Below are 24879 nucleotides of genomic sequence, written 5' to 3'. Positions count from 1 at the left end.
ATATAAAAGTTTTGATAATTATAAATCCAACTTTCTTTCGCTCAACCATTTTACCATATTTGGGTCTCTGTGGTCAAAAAACAAACTTTCTTTTGTGTCCAGAGTCTCAATTATTTTCATATCATCTGCTGATAATTCAAAATCGAAAATGGTAAAATTCTCAAGCATTCTTCCTTTACGAACGGATTTAGGAATAGCTACAATATTTCTTTGAATCAGCCAACGAAGTATTACCTGCGCAACGCTTTTATCATGTTTATTACCAATTTTGGTCAAAAGATCATTGTGGAAAATATTATTTTTCCCTTCCGCAAAAGGTCCCCATGACTGAATTTGTACATTGTTATCTTCTAAAAAGCTTTGCGTTGCAATCTGCTGATCAAATGGGTGTGTTTCTATTTGATTGATGGCTGGTGCAAAACCACTGTTTATTATCAAATCCATCACTCTATCTGGATGAAAATTGGCTACACCAATGGCTCTTACTTTACCTTCGGCATACAATTTCTGCATGGCGCGCCATGAACCAAATACATCACCATAAGGTTGATGAATAAGATATAAATCCAAATAATCGAGTTGCAACTTATCCAAAGATCTTTGAAAAGCAGCTTTTGTCTGTTCATATCCTGCATCCTGAACCCACAGCTTGGTCGTGATAAACAATTCTTCACGGGCAATTCCAGAGCTTTTTATTGCATTTCCAACAGCAGTTTCATTTTGGTATGATGCAGCTGTATCTATTAAACGATACCCGCTTTCAATAGCATTTATTACAGCTTGCTCACATTCGACTGCATCTGGAATTTGAAAAACACCAAAACCTAAAATTGGCATTTCAACACCGTTATTTAATTTTACATTGAACATATCACAATCACTTTAAAGTTTTAAATTATTCCGTTACAGCAAATTTCAGAACTAAATGTGAGGCTAATGGTATATGAATTACTGAATCTGCTACCAAGATTACTGATTGAACTCAAACTGCTATTAAAACTACACTCAATTACTTAAATTTGTATAACAAACAATAAAAAAGACATGGAACAAGTATTTAATTTTGGGACCATTAGTGAGTACAATGCTTTTAATAATCATGCAACATTGAATCCGTTGGTTAGCATAATTGATTTTTCAAAAGCAAAAGAAAGAACAGGTTCTAAAATGAACTTCGAGCTTTACTGTGTGTTTTTAAAACAAGTGAACTGCGGCGATTTAAAATACGGTCGAAATTATTACGATTATCAGGAAGGAACCTTGGTTTTCATATCGCCGGGTCAGATAATTGACGTAGAAAACAAAATTGATTATTATCAGCCTAAGGGGCATGGATTGGTATTTCATCCTGATTTAATTCGGGGTACTTCACTTGCAAAAAGTATTCATGACTATAATTTTTTCAGCTATAATACCAGCGAAGCCTTGCATTTGTCCGAACAAGAAAAACAACTTGTAATGGATTGTTTTTCTAAAATTGAGAATGAGTTAAAACAATCTATTGACAAACACAGCAAAAAACTTATTGCTTCAAATATTGAATTATTTTTAAACTATTGTGAAAGATTTTACGATCGTCAATTCATCACCAGAGATACTGAGAACAAAGGAACTGTGGAGAAATTTGAAGAATTATTAAACAGTTACTTTTCTTCGGATAAACCTAATATTTTAGGGTTGCCTTCCGTTGCCTATTACGCCAGTGAACTCAATTTATCTCCTAATTATTTTGGCGATCTCATTAAAAAAGAAACCGGAAAATCAGCTCAGGAATACATCCAAAACAAAATTATTGATGTCGCCAAAGACAAAATATTTGACACTAACAAAACCATCAATGAAGTGGCATATGAATTGGGATTTAAATATCCGCAGCATTTCACTCGCTTCTTTAAACAGCATGTAGGCAATACCCCTAATGAATATAGAATCTTAAATTAGAGGAATATAGTTAATGTAACTTACATCCAATTTTAATATTCCTAATTCTTCAACCCACAAAACCTCCTCTTCAGCAGTAAATCGCGTGAAGGATGGAAGCGGCATCTCCCGATTTAGAAAAACAAGGCTTTTTTGCCGTAGTTTTTGTTAATCGGGAATACAGCGTACAGCCTGACCCCGCCGGAGCAGAAATATACTTAGAAATTAAAATGCTGTATAGCGGGGGCACGCCCACACAAGCGATAGCGAACTGACGAAGTAAATCCAACTACGTATTTATTCAGAATCGAATTACTGTTTATTAAAAATCATTCTATTTTAGAAAAAAAATAAAAAAATAAGTATTTAAATTAAGTATTTATACGTATGTTTGCGTAATAATACTTAATTAACAGATTATGATTAATGTGATAGTAGTCGGAAACGGCATGGTAGGTTATAAATTTTGCGAGAAATTCATTTCGAAATCTGGGCAAGAAAATTATCAAATTACAGTATTTGGAGAAGAACCAAGACGCGCTTATGACAGAGTTCACCTAAGTGAGTACTTTGCTGGTAAGACCGCTGATGATTTGTCTTTATCAACGACATCATGGTATGAAGACAACAATATCATATTAAACACTTCGGAGTTAATTACAGATATCAATAGAGAACAAAAAACAATACATACGCACTTAGAAAAAACATACGAGTATGATTACTTAGTTTTGGCTACAGGATCAGCTGCTTTTGTACCTCCAATAGATGGGGTTGAAAAAGAAGGGGTTTTTGTTTACAGAACCATCGAAGATCTTGACGCAATTATGGCTTACGCCAAAAAAATTAAAGCCAACGGAGCAACCGAAGCTGCTGTTCTTGGTGGTGGATTATTAGGATTAGAAGCTGCAAAAGCAGTACGCGACTTAGGATTAAATCCTCATGTAGTTGAATTTGCACCTCGATTAATGCCAAGACAATTGGACAAAGGCGCGAGTGATATGCTCCAATCCAAAATAGAAGAATTAAATATAGGGATACATCTTAATAAAGCAACACAATACATCGCCGGTGAAGAAAGCATAAAAGGGATGATGTTTGCAGATGATGAATTGTTAAACGTAAATATGTTGGTTATATCGGCTGGGATAAAACCTCGCGACGAACTAGGAAGAGTCTCTGGACTTGAAGTAGGCGTTAGAGGCGGAATCGTGGTAAATAATAAAATGCAAACATCAGATCCTAATATCTTTGCCATTGGTGAGGTTGCCTTATACAATCAAATGATTTATGGTCTTGTGGCACCAGGCTACGAAATGGCCGATGTGGCTGCCGAACAAATCCTCAAAGGGGATAAAACGATGAGAGACACCATCGATATGTCTACTCAATTGAAATTAATTGGAGTTGAAGTTGCGAGTTTTGGTGATCCTTTTATTGAAAATGAAGATGTTACTGCAATTGTTTATGAGAACAAATTCAGTGGTATTTACAAAAGAATCAATGTCACCAAAGACGGAAAAACATTATTGGGAGGAATTCTTGTAGGAGATTCATCCGATTATAACGGTTTGTTTCAAATTTACGCCAACGCAATGGCCTTACCTCCAAATCCGGAAGATTTAATTCTAGGTTCCCGCGGTGGTAAAGTATCAACACTTGGAAGTGCATCCGATTTGCCAGACACTGCCGTAATCTGTTCTTGTGAGAACGTTACCAAAGGTGCTATTTGTTGTTCGATTCTTGACGGAACTGCAAATACATTTGGAGATGTCGTTAAACTTACCAAAGCGACTTCAGGATGTGGAGGCTGTAAACCAATGGTAGCTGACTTAGTAAAAGCGGCTCAAAAATCTATTGGAAAAGAAGTAAAAGAAAGTATTTGCGAGCACTTTAATTATACCAGACAAGAATTATTTGATCTTGTAAAAATCAATAAATACACTAATTATTACGAAGTCATCGACCACCACGGAAACGGAGACGGCTGTGAAATTTGTAAACCCGTTGTAGCTTCTATTTTCTCCAGTATTTATAATGACACTGCCAACAAACACATAACTACTCAAGATACAAATGACAGGTACTTGGCTAATATTCAAAGAAACGGAACTTATTCTGTTGTCCCAAGAATTGCAGGTGGCGAAATCACTCCTGAAAAATTAATTGTCATTGGAGAAGTAGCCAAACAATTTGATTTATATACCAAAATAACTGGTGCACAACGTGTCGATTTATTTGGTGCTCAATTAAATGACCTACCAAAAATCTGGAAAGTATTAATAGATAATGGTTTTGAAAGCGGACATGCTTACGGAAAATCTTTAAGAGCTGTAAAAAGTTGTGTTGGTAATACTTGGTGCCGTTATGGAATGGATGACAGTACTACTTTTGCCATTGAATTAGAAAACCGTTACAGAGGAATTCGTTCTCCGCATAAATTAAAAGGAGGAGTTTCTGCCTGTATTAGAGAATGTGCCGAAGCAAGAGGAAAAGATTTTGGAGTAATTGCTGTTGAAGGTGGCTGGAATCTTTACATCTGCGGTAATGGCGGAGCCAATCCGAAGCACGCAGTACTTTTAGCTGAACAAATAAACAAAGAAACTGTTTTCAAATATATGGATCGTTTCCTTATGTATTATATCCGTACAGCAGGACCATTGGTAAGAACTTCTACTTGGTTGGAAAAACTTGATGGAGGATTGGATTATCTAAAAGAAGTAATCATCCATGACCGCATAGGAATCTGCGAAACATTGGAAGCCGAAATGGAAAAATTGGTTGGAACATTCGAATGTGAATGGAAACAAGTATTAGAAAAACCTAGATTACTGAAGCGTTTCAGTCACTTTGTGAACACAGATGAGAAAGACGACAACATTGCGTTTGTTCCGTTAAGAGAACAAAAAATGCCTAGACCTTGGTAAAACAACAATAATTATTTCACGAAGATTCGCGAAGGAAACATAGAGATTCGCTAAGATTTTTTTAAGAAAAATACAACACAAGGCAACTACAAATTAATCTCTCTGTGTTTCTTTGCGCCTACTCTGTGAATCTTAGCGTAATAGCAACTATTTAAAACTTAAATAAAAATATAATGGAAGAACTATTAAGCCAATACGAAACCGTAAACCTAAGTGCAGTAAAAATTTGGTTCAAAGCTGGAAGCATCAAAGATTTCCCAAGTAACAGAGGCGGTTGCATCAAATACAAAAACAAGCAAATTGCAATTTTCAACTTCGAAAGAAGAAACGAATGGTACGCTTGCCAAAATGCCTGTCCTCACAAAATGGAAATGGTTTTATCAAGAGGAATGACAGGTTCTACAGATGGAATTCCAAAAATCGCCTGTCCGATGCACAAAAAAACTTTTTCGCTAGTAGATGGATCTAATTTAAACGGCGATGATTTTAAAATAGCTACCTACCCTGTAAAAATTGAAGGGAATGAAGTATTCGTTGGGTTTTTAGAATAATGTATGTATCTTTGATTATATACTATTCCAAATGAAAACTATCCCCTTTTTAAACGCCAGTGCGTGGATTGATGCCGAAAACGAAGCAGATCCAAATAATGAAATATACCAAGACGTAACCTACCCAAAAGAGTTATTATACTCCGATAGAATGTATGAAAGGCTGATGTCTTTTCAGCCCGATGCTTCGGAAGCCGTTCAAATAGCAGCCAAAGCACAACACATTTGCCGTTGGAAAATAGCAAGAGAATCCTATCCCATGGATCGTGTGGGATATTTGAAATGGCGAGAGGATCTAAAAAAATTCCACGCCAAAATAACTTCCGAAATCTTAAAGAAAGCAGGATATGAAGATGACTTCATTGACCGTGTTTCCTTTTTGATCGAGAAAAAATTACTTAAAAAAGACGAAGAAACCCAATTATTAGAAGACGTTATTTGCCTAGTGTTTTTAGAATTTTATTTGGATCCATTTGTACACAAACACGACACCGAAAAACTTAAAAACATTATTCTAAAAACTTGGAATAAAATGTCAGACAAGGGACATCAGGAAGCATTGAAAATCAATTATACACCAGAAAATCTTCAGTTAATAAAAGACTCTTTGGGATTGTAATTTGATTTTCGTTTTAAAAAAATCAAAGCCACAGATTAAAAAGATTTCCACAGATTAATTTTAAAAAATCCTTTTAATCATTTCAATCTGTGGCCAATTAAAAATTGTACGGTCTTCTATATGAAAAAAAAATCCAAAGTATCTTTTGATAAAATTTCATTTATAAAACTAAGGCGAATGTATCTATTCGCCTTAGTTACTATAGCCGTAACAGTACTTTTGAGCCAACTCCTAATTCAATACAACTTAAACAGCCAACTTAGCGATTCCAGAATAATAAACACCTCTGGAAAGCAAAGAATGCTAAGTCAAAAATTGACCAAAGAAATTTTAGTTCTCAATTTCATTACCGATTCGTTACAGCAAAACGAACAAATCAACAAAATTTCGGATATCGTATCACAATGGAAATCCAATCATTATTCCCTTGTAAACGGAGATGAAAAACTAGGATTTCCAAAGGAGAAAAACCCAATCATCACCACCCTTTTTGAAAACTTAAAACCTAATTTCGACACAATTCTTAAGGCTGCCGGCACTTTTTTGGAAAACAAAAAACAAAATAAAAACAAGCAGGAAAATCAAAAATTGGTGCAGACCATACTCGACAATGGAGCAGTTTTTCTTTCGAAAATGAACCAAATTGTGGGTGAATATGACAGAGAGGCGCTTGAAAAGGTAACTCGCCAAAGCAAAACAGAATATGTCATTCTCGCCTTTACCCTATTCGTTTTATTGCTGGAATTCATTTTTATTTTCAAACCCACCAACAAGAAAGTGGAAGCATTAATTTCCAACCTCTTATCCTCGGAAAGAAAGGCATTAAAACTAGCACAGGACACTGAAATCATCAGCGAAGCCAAAGAAAACTCCGTAAAAGAATTGAAGTCGCTCAATTATGCAATGGAAAACACCCTACTCTACTGCCGAATTGCAACCGACGGAACTATCATTCACATTGGAGAAAAGTTCTCCAAACTAATACAGTACAACCCTTTTCTTTCGGATAAAAAATTCGGACAAGTATTGACTCCTGTTGAGAAGGAACAAATTATCATCGACCGTATTGTTCTCGAAAACCACCGCAGAGGTTGGCAAGGAGAATTAAATATCACCACTCGTAGCGAGCAATCGCTATGGTTGGACCTATCGATGGTACCGGTTACGATAAAAAAAGACGAATCGGAACTATTGATTATTTGCTTTGACATTACCGAACGCAAAAAAGCTGTTCAAGAAGTGGAACGTTTGAATGCAGCCAATGTTGCCGACAAGCTAAGCCAACAAAAAGTGATTTCGAGCAAGATTGTCGAAAACCAAGAAAACGAACAAAACCGAATCGCAAGGGAAATTCATGACGGAATTGGACAAATGCTAACTGGATTAAAATTTAGCCTTGAAAGCATCAATCTTGACGACAAGGAAAAATCTACAGTAAAAATTGACTACTTAAAAAAACTGACCCTCGACATCATCAAAGGAGTTCGCACAGCCACTTTCAATTTGATGCCTCCGGAATTAAGCGACCACGGAATCAACTCGGCTCTTGCAAAACTCACATTGGAACTTTCAAAACTTACAGGCAAGAACATTCTTTTTTACAACAAAACCGATTTCAATAGCCGATTGGATTCATTAATCGAAATCAATATTTATCGATTGACCCAGGAAGCCATCAATAATGCGATCAAATATGCCGACTCTACTCATATTATAGTACAGCTTTCGCATAGTGCCACGTTATTGAGTATCACTGTTGACGATAACGGAAAAGGATTTGATATTAATGCCGTCGAAAAAAAGAGAAACAGCGAATCAGGAATGGGCATGCTCTTTATGAAAGAAAGAATACAATATATTAACGGTCGCGTTTTCTTTAATTCTATTCCTAATGAAGGAACTAGGATTACATTTAATGTTCCCATTTAAAAATTCAATGGCAATGGCAATTTCAATGGCAATGAAAAATAATAAAAAGGAATTTAAATACAACTATTTGCAATCCAATTCTACAAAGTTACTACCGTAATATGTCATCCTATCCAGCTAAACTTTAGAGCAACACTCTTTCAATCAGAATCAATAAAAACATTCAATCAATTTTTGAAATTTAAGTTTTGCTATTGAAATTGAATTTTGACATTGCTATTGATTTTTACTCTTGAAATTGTCATTGAAATTGAAAATTACGTATCTTAGCATCTTAAATTAGATGAATCTACGTAAAAAGTAGGATTGAGCAATAAGTATATTATGAATAATACAATTCGAGTAATTCTTGCAGACGACCACGTATTTGTGAGAGATGGCATAAAATCTTTATTAGAAAACGAAGCAAACATCACTGTTGTAGGCGAAGCTACAGACGGTCTGGAAGCCTTAGCCTTAATAGACAGTGTCCAACCCGATTTACTTATTCTTGATATTCGGATGCCAAATATGACCGGTATTGAAGTCGTAGAGCAACTAAGAAGCAAAAACAATTTGGTAAAAATCGTGATGCTTTCCATGCATGAATCTGAAGAATACGTATTGAAATCAATTAAAGCGGGTGCCGACGGATACTTACTTAAAGGATCCAGTAAAGAAGAATTTTTAAAAGCACTACATACAGTTGCCAATGGCGGAAAATATTTCAGTGGTGACATTTCATCTATATTAATTGGACAATTAACCAATCCTGTACTTACTGCCGAACCAAAACAATCTTTGGGAGAAGACCAATTGATTACCAAAAGAGAGAAAGAAATTCTAAAACTTTTATTGACCGGTAAAGGAAATAAAGAAATCGCAGAAGCCTTAGACATCAGTAAAAGAACTGCCGAAGTACATCGATTCAATTTGATGAAAAAACTTAAAGTAAAAAACCTGATGGAACTTTCCAATAAGGCAGCGGAGTATTCGCTTCTTTAGAGATGCTAAGAATCTGAGATTCTAAGATTTTTTTTTAAGTTTAAAGGTTTAAAAAAGATTTAAAAGTTTAAAACGTCAAAATCAGTATTTATTGATTTGGCTTTTCTATTTTAAAAAACTTAGAATCTTAGTATCTCAGACTCTTAGCATCTTTTAAAAAATATACGTACAAATACTTAATTATTTTTTAAAAACTGCGAAAACGCAGTTTTTTTCTAGAACATACTACTTAGTTTTGTAAAAAATATAAGTATTATGTCAACAACAAACTCCCTCTCACAATCGCACCGTATTTTATTTTTAAACACATTGGCCTTTACGGTGTGCTTCGCCTGTTGGACTCTCAATGGAGTTCTTGTCACTTTTTTGGTAGATAATGGAATCTTCAAATGGGATGTTGTCCAAGTAGGATGGCTTTTAGGAATTCCAATTTTAACGGGATCTGTAATGCGTTTACCAATAGGTATGCTAACTGATAAATTTGGTGGTAAATACGTATTTTCTTTATTACTACTGCTTTGTTCTATTCCTTTGTTTCTATTGCCTTTTGCAGATAGCTTTTTCATGTTTGCATTACTAAGTTTTTTCTTTGGCATGGTTGGAACCAGTTTTGCAGTTGGTATTGGTTTCACTTCTATTTGGTATCCAAAAGAATGGCAAGGAAGAGCCTTGGGGATTTTTGGAATGGGTAATGCAGGTGCTGCCATAACAACATTTATGGCTCCTTCCCTATTAAATGAATTTTCTATATCAGACCCTCAAAATGGATGGAAACTACTTCCTGTTATATATGGAATTGCATTGGTCGTAATTGGTATTATCTTTTTGCTTTTTACCAAAAACAAGAAAAATGAAAACCAAGCCAAAACGGTACCTCAAATGTTACAATCTTTAAAAAACACTAGAGTTTGGAGATTTGGAGCCTATTATTTCTTGGTATTTGGTTGTTTTGTGGCATACTCTCAATGGTTACTGCCCAACTTTATGAATGTATATCAAACTAGTTTGGTAATGGGCGGAATGTTTGCCACCATGTTTAGCTTACCGTCTGGGGTGATTCGTGCCTTTGGAGGATATCTATCGGATAAATTCGGAGCCAGAAAAGTTATGTATTGGGTATTGAGTTCATCTGTAATTCTAAGTGCCTTATTAATGATTCCAAAAATGGACATCACCACCTCTGGCCCTGGAGTTATGGCCACCAAAAAAGGAATCATCACAGCAGTTTCGAACACTCTTGTAAAAGTGGGTGAAAAAGAATTTCCTATCAATTTGAAAATAAATAAACCATTAGAAAACACCATATTCCCAACACGTAATTCTTGGCAACAAGTTGTAGTGACGCAAAATCAAGAAGTAAAGAAAAAAGAATTGATTGCCAAAGGAGTTACAGCCATTCATTTTAGCGCCAATATGTGGGTATATCTGGTATTGGTCATCCTAATCGGGATTTCATGGGGAATTGGTAAAGCAGCAGTTTACAAACACATCCCGGAATATTTCCCTACCGAAGTAGGAGTTGTAGGCGGTATGGTTGGAATGATCGGCGGACTTGGAGGCTTCTTTGGTCCAATCATCTTTGGCTATTTATTGACAGCTACCGGAATTTGGTCAAGCTCTTGGATTTTTATATTACTATTATCTGCAGCTTGCTTGTTATGGATGCACATGACTGTAACCAAAATCATGAACGAAAAACAACCTATCTTATCGAAAGAAATGGATAGAAAATAATAATTCCCTTTTTAATTACTTGTGTATAGCTGCTCCCAAAAAATTGCCATTTTGGGAGCAGCTTTTTTTATAAATAAAGAAAAGGTCTAGTGTTTTTTTTTCTGTAAACTAAAAAGTAATATTTCCGTTAAAAAACTATAACAACCTACTAATCAGTACTATTTTATAAAATTATCAAACTTTAACCTACTAAAAAATAGCACTAAAAATGATAATTCTACTTTTTAAAAACCCTTTTTTAAGATTTATATATAAAGAATAGCTCATAATATTAATTTCCTCAAAAATAGCCTAATACGTAATTTAAATTTTACAAAATAAGTACTATTACGTATATTTACTAAAGTATTAACAGCCAAACCAATAACCATGAAATGAGCATAACCGAAGATTGGTCACCAACACAATTGAAGAAATGCGAATTACATATGACAAATAAAAAACCATAAATAACTACCATATGAAAAAACTAACCTTACAATTAACAGTGATACTATTAATAGCATTCACTTTTACCAGCTTTAAAAGTGAAATACCTAGTAATCCCATTTTAAAAAAAAGAAGTATAGGACCGCCGAAAACAAAAAAACTGCAATTGGAAAAACCAAACGTAACTATTGGATTCATAAAACTAACAGATATGGCACCGCTTGCCATTGCTAAGTTTTTAGGTTATTTTGACGATGAAGGACTTGCTGTAACCTTAGAAGCTCAAGCCAACTGGAGAGATATATTAGACAAAGTGATTGACAATCAACTAGACGGAGCACAAATGTTAGCTGGCCAACCGATAGCGGCAGCCGTGGGATGTGGCAGACAAGCTCAATTGGTCACCACCTATTCCATGGATTTGAACGGAAATGCGATAACAGTTTCCAATGCCATTTGGTCCAAAATGAAAGACAGCATTCCCGAGGAATATGGAAGACCTGTACATCCTATTCCATCGTATGCTTTGAAACCGGCCTTGAATTTTTACAAAAAAATGAACAAGCCTTTTACTTTTGGTATTGTTGCGGCTTATTCAACGCATAATTATCAATTGCGATACTGGCTGGCTGCTGGCGGTATAAATCCAGGTTTTTACAACAATAACAACATACAAGGAAGCAAAGGAAATACTGACGCCGATGTTTTGCTGAATGTTACGGCTCCGCCACAAATGCCTCAAACTTTAAAATCGGGAACTATTGACGGCTATTGCGTTGGAGAACCATGGAATCAGCAGGCTGTTGAAGAAACCATTGGTGTTCCCATAGTGACCAGTAGGGAGATATGGAAAAATCATCCTGAAAAAGTATTTGTAATGACCAAGGAGTTTGTTTCAAAATATCCAAATACCTCCATAGCTATTACAAAGGCATTAATAAAAGCAGGCAAATGGCTGGATAATCCCGAAAATAGAAAAGAAGCCACCCGTATCTTGTCAAAATCGGCTTATGTGGACGGGGACAAACACATAATCGATAATTCGATGCTTGGAACTTTTGAATTTGAAAAAGGAGATGTACGCTCCATACCTGATTTTAATGTTTTCTTCAAATACAATGCTACTTACCCCTATTATTCTGATGGAATTTGGTTTATGACTCAAATGAAACGTTGGGGACAAATAACTGAATCAAAACCTAACGACTGGTATTTGAGCAAAATTAAAGAAGTTTACAAACCAGATATTTGGATTCGTGCTGCAAATCTATTGTTAGAAGAAGGATTTATTTCAGAAACCGACATCCCTTACACTGATGGCTTCAAGCCGGCAACAACCGATTTTATTGACAACATGTCCTACGATGGAAAAAAACCTGTCGAGTATATCAATGGATTTAAAATTGGTTTAAAAAATTAAATAAACTCCCGTTTTATGAAAAATCAACCTATCTAATCTACCACATTTAGATAAAAAATTGCTCGCAGATTTGGCAGATTTGCGCAGATTTTTTTAAAATTTAATTTGTCGTTCAACCCTTTCGTGCCCCCAAATACGAAGCAAGTCAATATCCCAAAAAAATATTCCTTAAAAACTTGATGTATCTAGAAAATACATCAAGTTTTTTTTAGTTAAATAATAAAATACTCTTATAAATCTCCTGAATGTGTTATTAGACCGCGTGAGGGATTGCAGTGGAGCTCTTTTTATGTCTGGCGATTTTTCTTCGCCAGACATAAAAAAGCGGGAACGGAAAGCCCGACCCGAAGTTTTTCACGAAGGGGCACGCCCAAATTCAAATTGCAGGTTTTAGATTGCAGGTTTTAGATTGTAATTTTCTATCCGATGCTTTCTTCCTTCTGTTTTCTGCCTTCTGCTCCCCGCCTACTGCCTACTGTTTTTCTGTTTTCTTCTCACCAATCTTGCAAAAACACAATTATTAATCTGCTATAACACCCAATACTTTTAATAATTCAAAAAAGGGAACTGATTTTTACCATTCTAATTTTATTTGCGCTGAGATCAAAATAAAATTAGACTTATACGTATTAATACTTATTTTTTACTTATTTTTGTTTGTGTAATATCATCTATATTGATTCTTACATAGCTACTTTATAAACGAAGACATACATAATGCAAAATACAGAAATCAAAACTACGTGTTCCTATTGTGGAGTAGGATGCGGAATTATTGTAAAAAATGATTCTAAAAATGGAGTGACGGTTACCGGCGACAAAGACCATCCCGTAAATAGAGGAATGCTTTGTTCCAAAGGGATGAACTTACATTATGTAGTCAATGATACTTCGGACAGGATTCTCTACCCCGAAATGAGATGGAGTAAATCGCACCCAAAAGAAAGAGTAAGCTGGGATGCCGCTTTGGATCGTGCAGCTGCAGTTTTTTCTTCAATTATAAAAAAACACGGACCGGACAGCGTTGGATTTTATATTTCAGGACAATGTTTAACCGAAGAATATTACTTGGTTAACAAACTAGTAAAAGGTTTTCTAAAAACCAATAATATAGACACCAACTCCAGACTTTGCATGAGCTCGGCCGTGGCGGGTTACAAAAAAACTTTTGGCGAGGACTCGGTTCCTATCGCTTATGCCGATATAGAACTTGCCGACACTTTCTTGATAACAGGCGCTAATCCGGCTTTTTGCCACCCGATTTTATTCAGACGAATCGAACAACATAAAGAGAAAAACCCAAAAACAAAAATCATTGTTGTCGATCCGAGAAGAACAGACTCAGCCATCGCAGCCGATTTACACTTGCAAATACTTCCAGGGACGGATATTGTTTTATACCATGCTATCGGGAAACGATTAATCGAAAAAGGATATGTGGATTCGGATTTTGTAAAAAACCATACCGAAAACTACCAACAGTACAAAGAAATGGTATGCAACAGTTCCTTTGAAAAAGCATCCAAATTATGTGGCGTTTCCGTAAGCGACATTCACTTGGCTGCCGATATTATTGGCAAAGCCAAAGGATTTATATCCATGTGGGCTATGGGATTGAACCAAAGTGCCATTGGAGTTGACAAAAATACAGCCTTACTTAATCTTTCATTGATAACCGGACAGGTTGGAAAACCAGGTTCTGGACCTTTCTCATTGACAGGACAACCCAATGCAATGGGTGGTCGTGAAGTGGGTGGAATGGCCAATTTACTGGCTGTTCACAAAGAACTAAACAATCCCGCACACCGTAAGGAAGTAGCCGATTTTTGGGGAGTGGAATCCATTTCAGAGAAACCGGGATTGACCGCAACCGAAATGTTTGATGCCTTGGAATCGGGTAAAATGAAAGCCATTTGGATTATTTGCACCAACCCAATGGTGAGTTTACCAGATGCCAGAAGAGTTGAAAAAGCATTGCAAAACGCAAAATTTGTTGTCGTTCAAGACATCTCCCATAATGCCGATACCGCCAAGTTTGCCGATTTATTATTGCCTGCCGCCGGATGGTTGGAAAAAGAGGGAACAATGACCAACTCGGAGAGACGCATTTCTTATTTACCAAAAGGAATTAACGCCCCAGGTGAAGCTTTATCGGATGTGGAAATCTTGCTGAATTTTGCCAAAAAAATGAAATTCTCTGGCTTTAATTTCAACAATACCGAAGCCGTTTACAAAGAATACTGCCTAATGACCAAAGGCACCAATATTGATATTTCCTATTTAAATTATTCCCGACTAAAAAACGAAGGCACTTTCCAATGGCCAGTTCCGGATTACGGACACCCTGGAACTCCCCGTTTATTCGCCGATAAAAAATTCTTTACGCCTTCGCAAAAAGCGATTTTCAATATTCCAACAAGTATTGAAAACACATCGCCACAGCCTTCAGAAAAATATCCATTTATATTGACTACGGGACGTATTCGCGATCAATGGCACACGATGACAAAAACCGGTAAAGTGTCCCGATTAATGACGCACACTCCTAGCCCAGTTCTCGAAATCAATCCTATAGATGCCTACAAGTCTGAAATAAAAAGCGGTGACATTGTTGTGGTAAGCAGCAAAAATGGTGAAGTTCGGGTGAAAGCCAAAGTGACCGACACTATCAAAGAAGGTGTTCTATTTTTGCCGATGCACTGGGGAAAACAATTGGACAACGACTTGAACAGGACCAACAATCTGACCAACACGATTGTAGATCCAATATCCAAAGAACCTGATTTTAAATACACCCCAGTAGCGTTAACAAAATACGTGAAACCGTTTCAAAAAATTGCCGTTGTAGGCGCTGGAGCTGCCGCTTTCCGCTTCATTCAAAACTACAGGGAAATCAATACTACCGATGAAATTATTGTTTTCTCCAATGAGGAAAACCCATTCTACAACCGCGTTCTGTTACCAGAATATGTGACTGGAGAATTTACTTGGGAAAGCCTATTGAAAATAAAAAGCGATGGTATGAGCCAATTGAATATCACGATGAAATCGGGTGTGGCAATCGAAAACGTAAGTACTACCGATAAAACCATAACCGACTGCAAAGGCACTGTTCATCAATTCGATATGTTGATAATGGCAACCGGAAGCCGCCCTTTCATACCCGAAAATGCCCAATTGCATCTTCCGGGACGTTTTACCATCAGAAAAAAGACTGATGCCGACAAACTAAAAGATTATCTGGATGGCACCAATTTACCCGCCGAAGAACAACACGTAGTGATTGTGGGTGGTGGATTACTGGGACTGGAACTGGCTGCTGCCCTTAAACACAAAAAAGTTAAAATAACGATTATACAAAGAGCTTCCCGATTGATGGAACGTCAATTGGACAGAATTTCTAGTAAATTATTGGCCGAAGAAGTGCAGCAACGTGATATTCAAATTTATTTTGATAATGAAGTAAGCACCGTATTTGAAACCGATAATGCAAACGAATTGGAAATCGCTCTAAAAAGTGGCCGAATCATTACCGCCAATGCCATTGTTTACACCATTGGAACGATTCCAAACATAGAATTAGCCAAGGAAACAGGACTGGCTTGTGGACGTGGTGTAAAAGTCAACCAGTACTTGCAAACTTCGCATCCAGACGTATTCGCGATAGGTGAAATTGCCGAATTCAACAATCAATTATTCGGAATCACCTCTGCTGCCGAAGAACAAGCCGATGTTTTGGCCAACTTTATAGCCGGTGATATCAGCAGTTTTTACAAAGGATCGGTCTTGATGAATATTCTAAAATTGGAAGACATCAATTTGTGTTCTATTGGCGAAATCGAAGTTCCGGAAAACGACGATTCCTACGAAGAAATTGTTTTTGCCGACTTAGGAAAACGCTATTATAAAAAATGTATCGTCAAGAACGATTTACTCATTGGAGCCATCCTAATGGGAGACAAAAATGAATTTGCCGAATTCAAAACGATGATTGAAAGCAAAATCGAATTGGCCGACAAACGAAACACCTTATTAAGAGGAAGTGGCTCCGAAGCCAAACCAGTGCTAGGAAAACTCGTTTGCTCTTGTAGCCAAGTAGGAAGCGGAAATATTGAAGAATGTATCAAAAGTGGCGTTACCAACTTTACCGAACTTTGCAAGACCACCGGAGCAGGACTCGGTTGTGGTAGCTGCAAAACAGAAGTGAAAGAGATATTAGCGAAGGTGAAGTAGATTGCAGAAGGCAGAATTCAGATTACAGAAAATAGATTACAGAAAATAGATTACAGAAAATAGAGTATAGATAACTATAATTCAATAATTAAAAGAAAATGGAATTAACAAGACTCATAGTAAAAGGCGGGGTTATATCTCCGGGGGAATTACGAGAAATTGTAAATATGGCATTGGAGCAAGGTCTTGAAGCCATCTCTTTTGGTTCCAGACAAGACATTATATTCCCAAAAGGATTCAAAAATAACACTCCCGAAAAAATTGGGAAACATCATTTTGTTTTGCCCAACGAAAAAAGTGGCAATAACATCGTTTCCTCCTACGTATCGACCGATATTTTCAGGAATACGCCTTGGCTTACCGGAAACAAATTCCTTTACATATTGGAACAATTCAAGGAACAGCCCAAACTCAAAGTCAACATAACCGACCCGAAGCAACAGCTCGTTCCCCTATTCACGGGACACATCAACTTTATAGCTTCGCACCACGAAGACTATTGGTTCCTGTATGTTCGCTTGCCAAAATGGGACAAAATGGAACTTTTCCCGGTATTGATTTACAGCTGGGACATTGGGAAAATATATTACGAAATTGAAAAGATACTACAGGAAGAACCCGATACTGTTGATATGATTTTCCAACTTATCAGCGATTTGGACACCAATAATAGAACCATCGACCAACCGCTGAACATTCCGTTTTACCCCTTCCCTTATTACGAAGGCATGAATAGGCTTGGCATCGATCAATACTGGTTGGGACTTTACTGGCGCAACAACCTTTACGACTTGGAATTCCTAAAAGAAATGTGCGATTTATGCTTCGACTGCAAAATCGGAAAAATATGCATCACCCCTTGGAAATCCTTCATCGTAAAAGGAATCCCCAAAGACCGCAAACTCGATTGGGAAAAATTCTTGGGAAAAAAAGGTATCAACGTTCGCCACTCCTTACTTGAGCTAAACTGGCACTTACCCGTAGCTACGGAATGGGCCTTGAATCTCAAAACTTTTCTGGTGCGCACACTCGACCAATTTGACATCAGTACCTATGGACTTACTTTCGGGCTATCCGACTACAATAGAGACGGTCATTATTTCACCTCTGTGGTTGTCGAAAAAAACGAATCTCCAAAAGATCTCGAATCCATCAAAATCCGAGATACTTTCAACATTTTGTATGCCAAAAATTTTGACCCCAACACCAAGGAATACATCGTACACGCGCAAGACGTCGACAAACTCGAATTGCCCAATATCTTAATAGAATTGAGTAAAAAATACTTCGAAGAACTAGGCAATAGCGTTCTCGAATTCCAGAACACCACTTCCAAAAAAGAGAAAAAAGCACAGGACATTCACCAATGTCCAGAATGCTTAACCGTCTATAATTCGGATTACGGCGATGTCATTCAGGGCATAGAAAAAGGCACACTTTTCCAGGATCTTCCCGAAGATTACTGCTGTTCGTTATGTGAAGCACCAAAAAGCAGTTTCATTCCTTTAATAGAAGCTTCGGTTTAATCAAAATTATTGGGGCGAGCCACCATCCCGAAAAAAGGGCAATTCACTTTGCGAGTATACGCCCTTTTATCGGGATGCTGTCAGGCTGTCCGCGTTACTTCGGTAACTTGCTTCCATCCTTCTCGCGGGCTTCCCGTTATTACAAGAACTGAATTCATTTTCAATGGAAATTTCAACTTCAATGGCAAAATTCAATGGAAATTTCAAAATCAATGAATTATACAACAAACCATTCCATTATCCACTTCCGTAATATTGTCATCCCGAGAAACGAGGGATCTCAGCAAGTAACTCCACAATCCAATTCTCAAAATCCACTCCTCACAATCTTGTCAAACCAAGGAACGAGGGAACTACGCAATATTCATTATACTTGCGGAGATCCTTCCTCTGTCAGGATGACAATATTGTGTTAAAAACGTTGTCCTAAATTCAGTTAAATTTAATTCTCTAATTCTATTCTCACCATTCACATTTTACAATTAACCATTCACATTTTACTAATTCTGCAATATTTTCCTTATCTTTATCATTCAACTATACGCCTTTTACATAAATTATACGCCTTATGAACTGGACAGCCAAACTCATCAAACGCGGTGGCGAAAGCCGTATCGCCATTTATTTCGAAAAAAACCACGATTGGATCGATCGCATTAAGCAACAAGAGGGATCAAGATGGAGTCAAACATTGGGCGTTTGGCATTTGCCGGACACCTTCGAAAACCGAATGTTATTTCAAATTGTCGAGGCACCAATTAAACTTCCTTCGATTGAGGGAATCGCACAAATAGAAAAATTCAAACACTGGCTGTTGTCCAGACGTTACAGCAACAGTACCATAACTACCTATACAGAAGCTTTAAAAACCTTTCTGACCTTTTACAACGACAAAGCGGTAGCCGAAATTAACAATGACGATGTTATTCTGTACAATAACGAATACATTTTGAACAATAATTTGTCAGCTTCGTATCAAAACCAAATCGTCAACGCCGTCAAATTATTTTTCTCCACCATACGAGAAACTAAGATCGAAATCGAGAAAATTCACCGTCCGAAACGTGAAAAAATACTCCCCAATGTCTTGAGCAAAGAGGAAGTAAAACTGATTTTGAATGCCCACAGTAACCTCAAACACAAAACGATGCTGAGTTTAATTTATGCCTGCGGATTGCGCCGAAGCGAACTTTTGCATTTAAAGCCTGCCGATATTGAATCTAAAAGAGGAGTAGTAGTCATCAGACAAGGTAAGGGCAAGAAAGACCGAATAGCACCATTATCGGATAAAATATTGGCGATGTTACGGGATTATTATATTGCGAACAAACCCCTTACCTATTTGTTTGAAGGCAAAATCCCTGGTGAGTCTTATTCTGAATACAGCTTACAAAGTGTTTTGAAACAAGCGTTACACAAAGTAGGAATAACCAAACCTGTCACACTACATTGGCTGCGACACAGTTTTGCGACACACTTACTGGAAAGTGGCACCGATTTGCGTTATATTCAAGAGTTATTGGGACATAACAGCAGTAAAACAACCGAAATTTACACTCATGTCAGTACGAAAAGTATTCAACAAATAAAAAGTCCCTTTGACGATTTATAAGTACTAATTTGTATATTTGGTTTTGAAAAAGTGTGTTATTTATCACACTTACACACCCGATTTTGGGTGGATATGTGTGACGGAGTCACACATATATACTAGTTGTGCGATACCTAAAAAAAACTTACTACTGAAAACAAACTTTAAAAACTAATATGGAAAATAACCAAGACGAAAAAAAGAACGCAGTAATTAAATGGATGGATGAATATATTGATACATTTATTGTTTCGAGTTCAAGCGAAATTTCAGGATATGTCTATAAGTTACGTGAACAGAATCCTAAAATTAGTGATATTGATTTAGCTAAAAAAATTGTTAATAGAAAATCATTTAAAAACGGTTTAGTTGGAGCTGCAACTGGAGTTGGGGGCTTAATAACTTTGCCTGTTACTGTTCCTATAGATATTATAGCAACTTGGAAAATCCAAATCACAATGGCATTTACAATTGCTCACGTATTTGGACACACAAAAGACACAACCGACTTGAGAACGGATGTATATTTAATTTTGGCAGGTAGTTCAGCTCAAGAAGCGTTAAAAAAAGTTGGTATTCAAGTTGGAAAAGAAGTAACAAAAAGAGCCATACAAAAAAACATTTCAAAAGAAATGATGAAAAAAATATGGAAAATTATACCACAGAAAATTATAACAAAATCTGGACAGAAATCCCTAACAAGTTTTTCTAAAATGGTACCATTAATAGGTGCTCCAATAGGTTTTGCTTTTGATTATGTAGGCACTAAAACTGTAGGTAATTTTGCAGTTAAATATTATAGTGGAAACTAAACACCGAAATAGGCATCGCACAACCGCCGTTTGGCAATATGGCGGGTTTAGGCTTAATTTAAAGTTGGTTTTGTGTCTGAAAGTTCAGTCTTTAACCGAAAGTTTAGGCTTCCTTAATCCGCCACATCGCCAAGCGGCCAAACGTTAGCGGTCATTGTAAATGTACAAGCATTAAACGCCCGACAAAAAAACTAACACTTCGTTGGTCTTGTTAATTATTTTTCGCAACTCGACATTGACGTCTTAAACTTTGTTTATATTTGTGCCATTATGAGGCAATAATATTTTCATAGCGTTCTACGCTTTTTTTCTTAACCAAATCTGGTTGATGTAAATCGTCAGCAAAAAGTGGACTGATTTAGTTCAAAACTAAGAGAGTGTTTTCAAAATCCTTAAATTTGAATTATTATGAAAACACCCAAGAAAAAAACATTTATCTTTGAATTATTAACTAAATACTCTCTTAGGAAAAGTCCACTTTAGTTTGAAGACGTACATGGTTGAGACTCTTCTTAATTGAATTTATTATTAACAAACTGCATTATACTTTTCAGAGTAATGCTATAATTTATCGCTTCATAAAAATGAAATCAAATCATAAATCAACACTCATATTTGTATTAATAGTTGTCGTAATTGACACCGCAGGTTTTGGACTAATTTTTCCAGTTCTACCACAACTACTAATTAATCTACTTCATTCAGACATCAGCACAGCCGCCAAATACGGAGGCTGGCTCTCATTTGCTTATGCAATTATGCAATTTGTTTTTGCACCAGTTTTAGGGAATTTAAGCGACCAATATGGCAGGCGACCAGTACTTTTAAGCTCATTGTTTGGGTTTAGCATCGACTGCATTTTTCTTGCTTTTGCACCAAGTATTTTGTGGCTTTTTGTTGGGCGGACAATTGCAGGTATAACAGGAGCAAGCTATTCCGTTGCATCTGCTTGTGTTGCCGACATTAGCACAGACGATAATAGAACTAAAAATTTCGGACTTATAAACGCAGGCTTTGGTTTGGGGTTTATAATTGGACCCATAATTGGCGGAACATTGGTACAATTCGGAACTCATACACCCTTTATTGTTGCTGCTATTTTAAGTTTTATCAATTTTATTTTCGGCTATTACTTTTTCCCGGAATCGTTAAAAGCAAATAACCGCAGGAAATTTGACTGGAAAAGAGCTAATCCATTTGGTTCCCTCAAACACTTACAGAAATTCCCATTGATAAAAACTTTAGTGCTATCAATGATTTTTGTTTCCATCGCTAATCACAGTATGGAAAGTGTTTGGGCATTTTTCACCATTGAAAAATTTAAGTGGAGCACCTCTCTTGTTGGCTACTCATTAGCATTTATAGGCATTCTATCAATTATCGTTCAGTTATGGTTAGTCAGTATTTTGGCAAAAAAATTGGGCGACAAACGAATGGCAGTATTAGGATTTGTACTTATGATGACGGGCTTTTTTCTGTTTGCTTTTACACCGTGGCAATGGTTGCTCTTTACCGCTTTATTACTTTTCATAGTTGGTGGAATTCAAGGCACAGCCGTTCAAAGTATTATGTCTTCTGCAATGCCCGACAACGAACAAGGTGAACTTCAAGGTGCTTTAGGCAGTTTAATGGGCTTGACAACTCTGATTGCACCACCGTTAATGACAAGCAGTTTTTCTTACTTTACGGGAAAACAATCCGAGATTTATTTTCCAGGAATTCCTTTTTTAATTGCTTCAATATTGACATTAATTAGTTTAATTTTGTTTCTTAAAAGTTTTAAAAAATCAAATAGACTGATAAAATCGGTGGACAAGTAATGACCATATAGACAGAAAACAACGAACCGCTAACAGCACCTAAAAAAAATGGCGGGCGAAGTGCGAATATAAACAGTTGTGCAACTAATAAACATTGTGCGTTTAGACAGTTTAGTGTTCCAAAGCCGCCACTTCTTTTAGCCGCAACCCGTTAGCGGTCAGCTTAAAGAAATATTAAACATAAAAACAACCATATGGACAAAATCATTAAAATAACTGTAAACACATTAATAATACTTCTAACCGTGATTATGATTTATTCAATGTTAGAAATTGTATTAATTACTTTGAGAACAATCTTTGTTAAAAATGAAATAATTAACTTTCTTAACCCAACCATTGATAGAAATAACTTATTTATCACTTCAGTACAAGGTTTTATAGCTGCTACATTATTAATTGCAATTATCATTGAAGTAATTGAATTATTAAGAGAGTATCAAAAGAAAAACAAGATTAACTATGTTAAAGTAATTCTCGAAATTGCAATTATTGCAGTCATTAGACATGTATTAATTATTGATTTTGAACATGCGAATGCAGGAATCTTAATTGGAGTATCCTCCTTAATTTTAGTTCTAGGTTTATTTTATTTGATTTTGAACAAAAACATAAAAACAAACCAAAATGAGAACTAAATCAAACAAACCATCTTTTATTGCATTTTTAAAGAATTTTATTTTTTTAATTTTCTTGTTTCCCTACTTATATACATTTGCACAAACAGATTCTTTAGCTATTGAGAAATTAAGAACAGAATCGGGCGTAGATCCAACAAGAGTAAATTCTAGAGTTGGTTATTCTACTTTATACTTTGACAAAGCAAACAACGCTTCTTCAATCAGTAATAAATTTAGCGTTGTCTTAGGTGTTAATCGTTGGAGTTTTTCTATTAAACCAGAGATAATTAGCTTTCACAACGGCATTGCAGGAACTGGCTTTGAAACTGCCTTTTCTGATGTAAAATTTTCAATTTTAAACGCCTTCTATGTAAAAGGTAAAAACTCACTGGCAGGATCTGTAGAATTTAGTTTGCCCATTGGAAAACAAGGATTTGGTAGTCAAATGTTTACAGCTACCCCAGCAATTACTTACGCTTATACTATAAACCCTAGTTTGTTTTTAGCAGTGCAACCACAATATACTTTTGCTATTGCTAAAGATAATTTGTATCAAGATTTATCAGTATTAACCAACCGAATTTTTATTGCAAAATTTACAAAAACAGGTATGTTTTATGTTTTTGAACCTCGCACAATATTCGATTTTGAAAACGATAACTTTGATTTAATTCTATCGCCTATCATTGGAAAATCATTAGGTGCAGGGTTCAATTTAATTGGTCTTATGGAAATTCCCACAAAAAAATCAACAGTAAATAATAGAGGCGTTCTTTATCAAATAGGGTTTAATAAAAATTTCTAAGCAAATTATGAAAACAAGATTTTTAAAAATAACAATAGCCCTTTTGATGCTAATAATATCAAAAAATGTAAATGCTCAAGGACATTATAATGGTGGTAGTTTTAACACAAACGATTATTTTATACCAACAGCCTCTGGATGGGTTTTTTCTTTGTATTACTCCTATTCAAATATGAATTATTACAACAATTCAGGAGAAAAGACGGATTTTATTGAAATCAGTCAAAATCCACCCTTTTCTGTTGAATTAGATCAAAAAGTAAAAACACACTCTATTATTCCAATGATTAGCTATTTTGGTAAAAATAAAATTCTTAATGCCCGCTGGGGTGTATTGGCATTGCCAATGTTAAATAACCCTAATGCCAATATTGCCTTAGATTTTTATTCTGAACAGTCCTTAGTTGGAAGTCAAGAAATCAATCTAAATTCTTTTGGGTTAGGCGATTTTTATTTACAACCTATATGGCTCACATGGGAGAAAAATAAATTTTCTACAACATTTTCTTATGGCTTATGGCTACCTATTGGAAAATATGAAGCAAATAGTACAGACAATGTTGGCTTAGGTTACCTATCGCACAATCTAAGGGTTATGGGGAGATATAAACCAAAAGATAAGATAAGTTTATCCGCAGGACTTACTTATGAAATTAACGATAAACAAAAAGACTCCGATTTTAAAGAAGCACCGCATCTTACTTCTGATTTTGGTGCAAGTTTTATTTTTACTATGGGGCATGAACTAGGTTTTTTTGGTTTTGGAACTTGGCAGACTGGAAGTGATGAAGGAGAAAAAGCTTTTTTGGATAAGGATCAAATATATGGATTAGGCATTTATGGGTCTTACTGGTTTATACCTGGAAAAATTGGCGTTTTATCAAGATTTACGAACAATTTTGGTGCTAAAAACAGATTTGGAGGAGCATCTTTTCAAGTGGGTATTAATTAATTATTTA

At 36.0% G+C, this 24879-nt stretch carries 17 protein-coding genes; 16 read left to right on the top strand and 1 reads right to left on the bottom strand.

Features of this window, described 5'->3' with window-relative positions:
- Positions 1 to 18: 18 nt before the first annotated feature.
- Positions 19 to 870, bottom strand: a complete 852-nt coding sequence (locus tag HQN62_RS08955) for an aldo/keto reductase (protein ID WP_173504089.1) — start codon at positions 868 to 870, stop codon at positions 19 to 21.
- A 174-nt stretch (positions 871 to 1044) separates the two neighbouring features.
- Between HQN62_RS08955 and HQN62_RS08950 the strand changes: the two genes are divergently transcribed.
- From HQN62_RS08950 to HQN62_RS08875, 16 genes are all read left to right on the top strand, one after another.
- Positions 1045 to 1941 carry a helix-turn-helix domain-containing protein gene (locus tag HQN62_RS08950; protein ID WP_173504088.1) on the top strand — a complete coding sequence of 299 codons (897 nt, stop codon included), beginning with the start codon at positions 1045 to 1047 and terminating at the stop codon, positions 1939 to 1941.
- Between the two features lie 398 nt (positions 1942 to 2339).
- Positions 2340 to 4847, top strand: coding sequence for a nitrite reductase large subunit NirB (gene nirB / locus HQN62_RS08945; RefSeq protein WP_173504087.1), 2508 nt, complete (start codon positions 2340 to 2342; stop codon positions 4845 to 4847).
- 173 nt (positions 4848 to 5020) lie between these two features.
- Positions 5021 to 5398: a nitrite reductase small subunit NirD gene (nirD, locus tag HQN62_RS08940; RefSeq protein WP_116795519.1), complete on the top strand. Its 378-nt coding sequence runs from the start codon at positions 5021 to 5023 to the stop codon at positions 5396 to 5398.
- Positions 5399 to 5429: 31 nt separating this feature from the next.
- Positions 5430 to 6017, top strand: a complete 588-nt coding sequence (locus HQN62_RS08935; RefSeq protein ID WP_173504086.1) for a DUF4202 domain-containing protein — start codon at positions 5430 to 5432, stop codon at positions 6015 to 6017.
- 177 nt (positions 6018 to 6194) lie between these two features.
- A complete protein-coding gene (locus HQN62_RS08930) occupies positions 6195 to 7946 on the top strand; it encodes a sensor histidine kinase (RefSeq protein ID WP_254454509.1) in 1752 nt (583 codons plus the stop codon).
- Positions 7947 to 8270: 324 nt separating this feature from the next.
- Positions 8271 to 8930 (top strand): response regulator, encoded by a 660-nt coding sequence (locus HQN62_RS08925; RefSeq protein ID WP_173504084.1) that lies wholly within the window; start codon positions 8271 to 8273, stop codon positions 8928 to 8930.
- Between the two features lie 255 nt (positions 8931 to 9185).
- Complete coding sequence (locus HQN62_RS08920; RefSeq protein ID WP_173504083.1) at positions 9186 to 10664, top strand: MFS transporter; 1479 nt, start codon at positions 9186 to 9188, stop codon at positions 10662 to 10664.
- Between the two features lie 460 nt (positions 10665 to 11124).
- Positions 11125 to 12513 carry a CmpA/NrtA family ABC transporter substrate-binding protein gene (locus tag HQN62_RS08915; protein ID WP_173504082.1) on the top strand — a complete coding sequence of 463 codons (1389 nt, stop codon included), beginning with the start codon at positions 11125 to 11127 and terminating at the stop codon, positions 12511 to 12513.
- A 717-nt stretch (positions 12514 to 13230) separates the two neighbouring features.
- Positions 13231 to 16746, top strand: a complete 3516-nt coding sequence (locus HQN62_RS08910) for a nitrate reductase (RefSeq protein ID WP_173504081.1) — start codon at positions 13231 to 13233, stop codon at positions 16744 to 16746.
- Between the two features lie 98 nt (positions 16747 to 16844).
- A complete protein-coding gene (locus HQN62_RS08905; protein WP_173504080.1) occupies positions 16845 to 18272 on the top strand; it encodes a rubredoxin in 1428 nt (475 codons plus the stop codon).
- Positions 18273 to 18840: 568 nt separating this feature from the next.
- The gene (xerA, locus tag HQN62_RS08900) at positions 18841 to 19884 is read left to right on the top strand and encodes a site-specific tyrosine recombinase/integron integrase (RefSeq protein ID WP_173504079.1); all 1044 of its coding nucleotides are present in this window, start codon (positions 18841 to 18843) and stop codon (positions 19882 to 19884) included.
- A 200-nt stretch (positions 19885 to 20084) separates the two neighbouring features.
- Complete coding sequence (locus HQN62_RS08895; RefSeq protein ID WP_217362517.1) at positions 20085 to 20675, top strand: EcsC family protein; 591 nt, start codon at positions 20085 to 20087, stop codon at positions 20673 to 20675.
- Between the two features lie 584 nt (positions 20676 to 21259).
- Positions 21260 to 22495, top strand: a complete 1236-nt coding sequence (locus HQN62_RS08890) for a TCR/Tet family MFS transporter (RefSeq protein WP_038503344.1) — start codon at positions 21260 to 21262, stop codon at positions 22493 to 22495.
- Positions 22496 to 22689: 194 nt separating this feature from the next.
- A complete protein-coding gene (locus HQN62_RS08885) occupies positions 22690 to 23133 on the top strand; it encodes a phosphate-starvation-inducible PsiE family protein (protein WP_173504077.1) in 444 nt (147 codons plus the stop codon).
- Positions 23123 to 23920 carry a hypothetical protein gene (locus HQN62_RS08880; protein ID WP_173504076.1) on the top strand — a complete coding sequence of 266 codons (798 nt, stop codon included), beginning with the start codon at positions 23123 to 23125 and terminating at the stop codon, positions 23918 to 23920. Before HQN62_RS08885 ends, HQN62_RS08880 begins: the two co-directional genes overlap by 11 nt.
- 7 nt (positions 23921 to 23927) lie before the next feature.
- Positions 23928 to 24872, top strand: a complete 945-nt coding sequence (locus HQN62_RS08875) for a SphA family protein (protein ID WP_173504075.1) — start codon at positions 23928 to 23930, stop codon at positions 24870 to 24872.
- Positions 24873 to 24879: the final 7 nt, after the last annotated feature.

The organism is Flavobacterium sp. M31R6, from assembly GCF_013284035.1.
GTDB lineage: Bacteria > Bacteroidota > Bacteroidia > Flavobacteriales > Flavobacteriaceae > Flavobacterium.
This window is presented reverse-complemented; position numbering and strand designations above follow the sequence as displayed.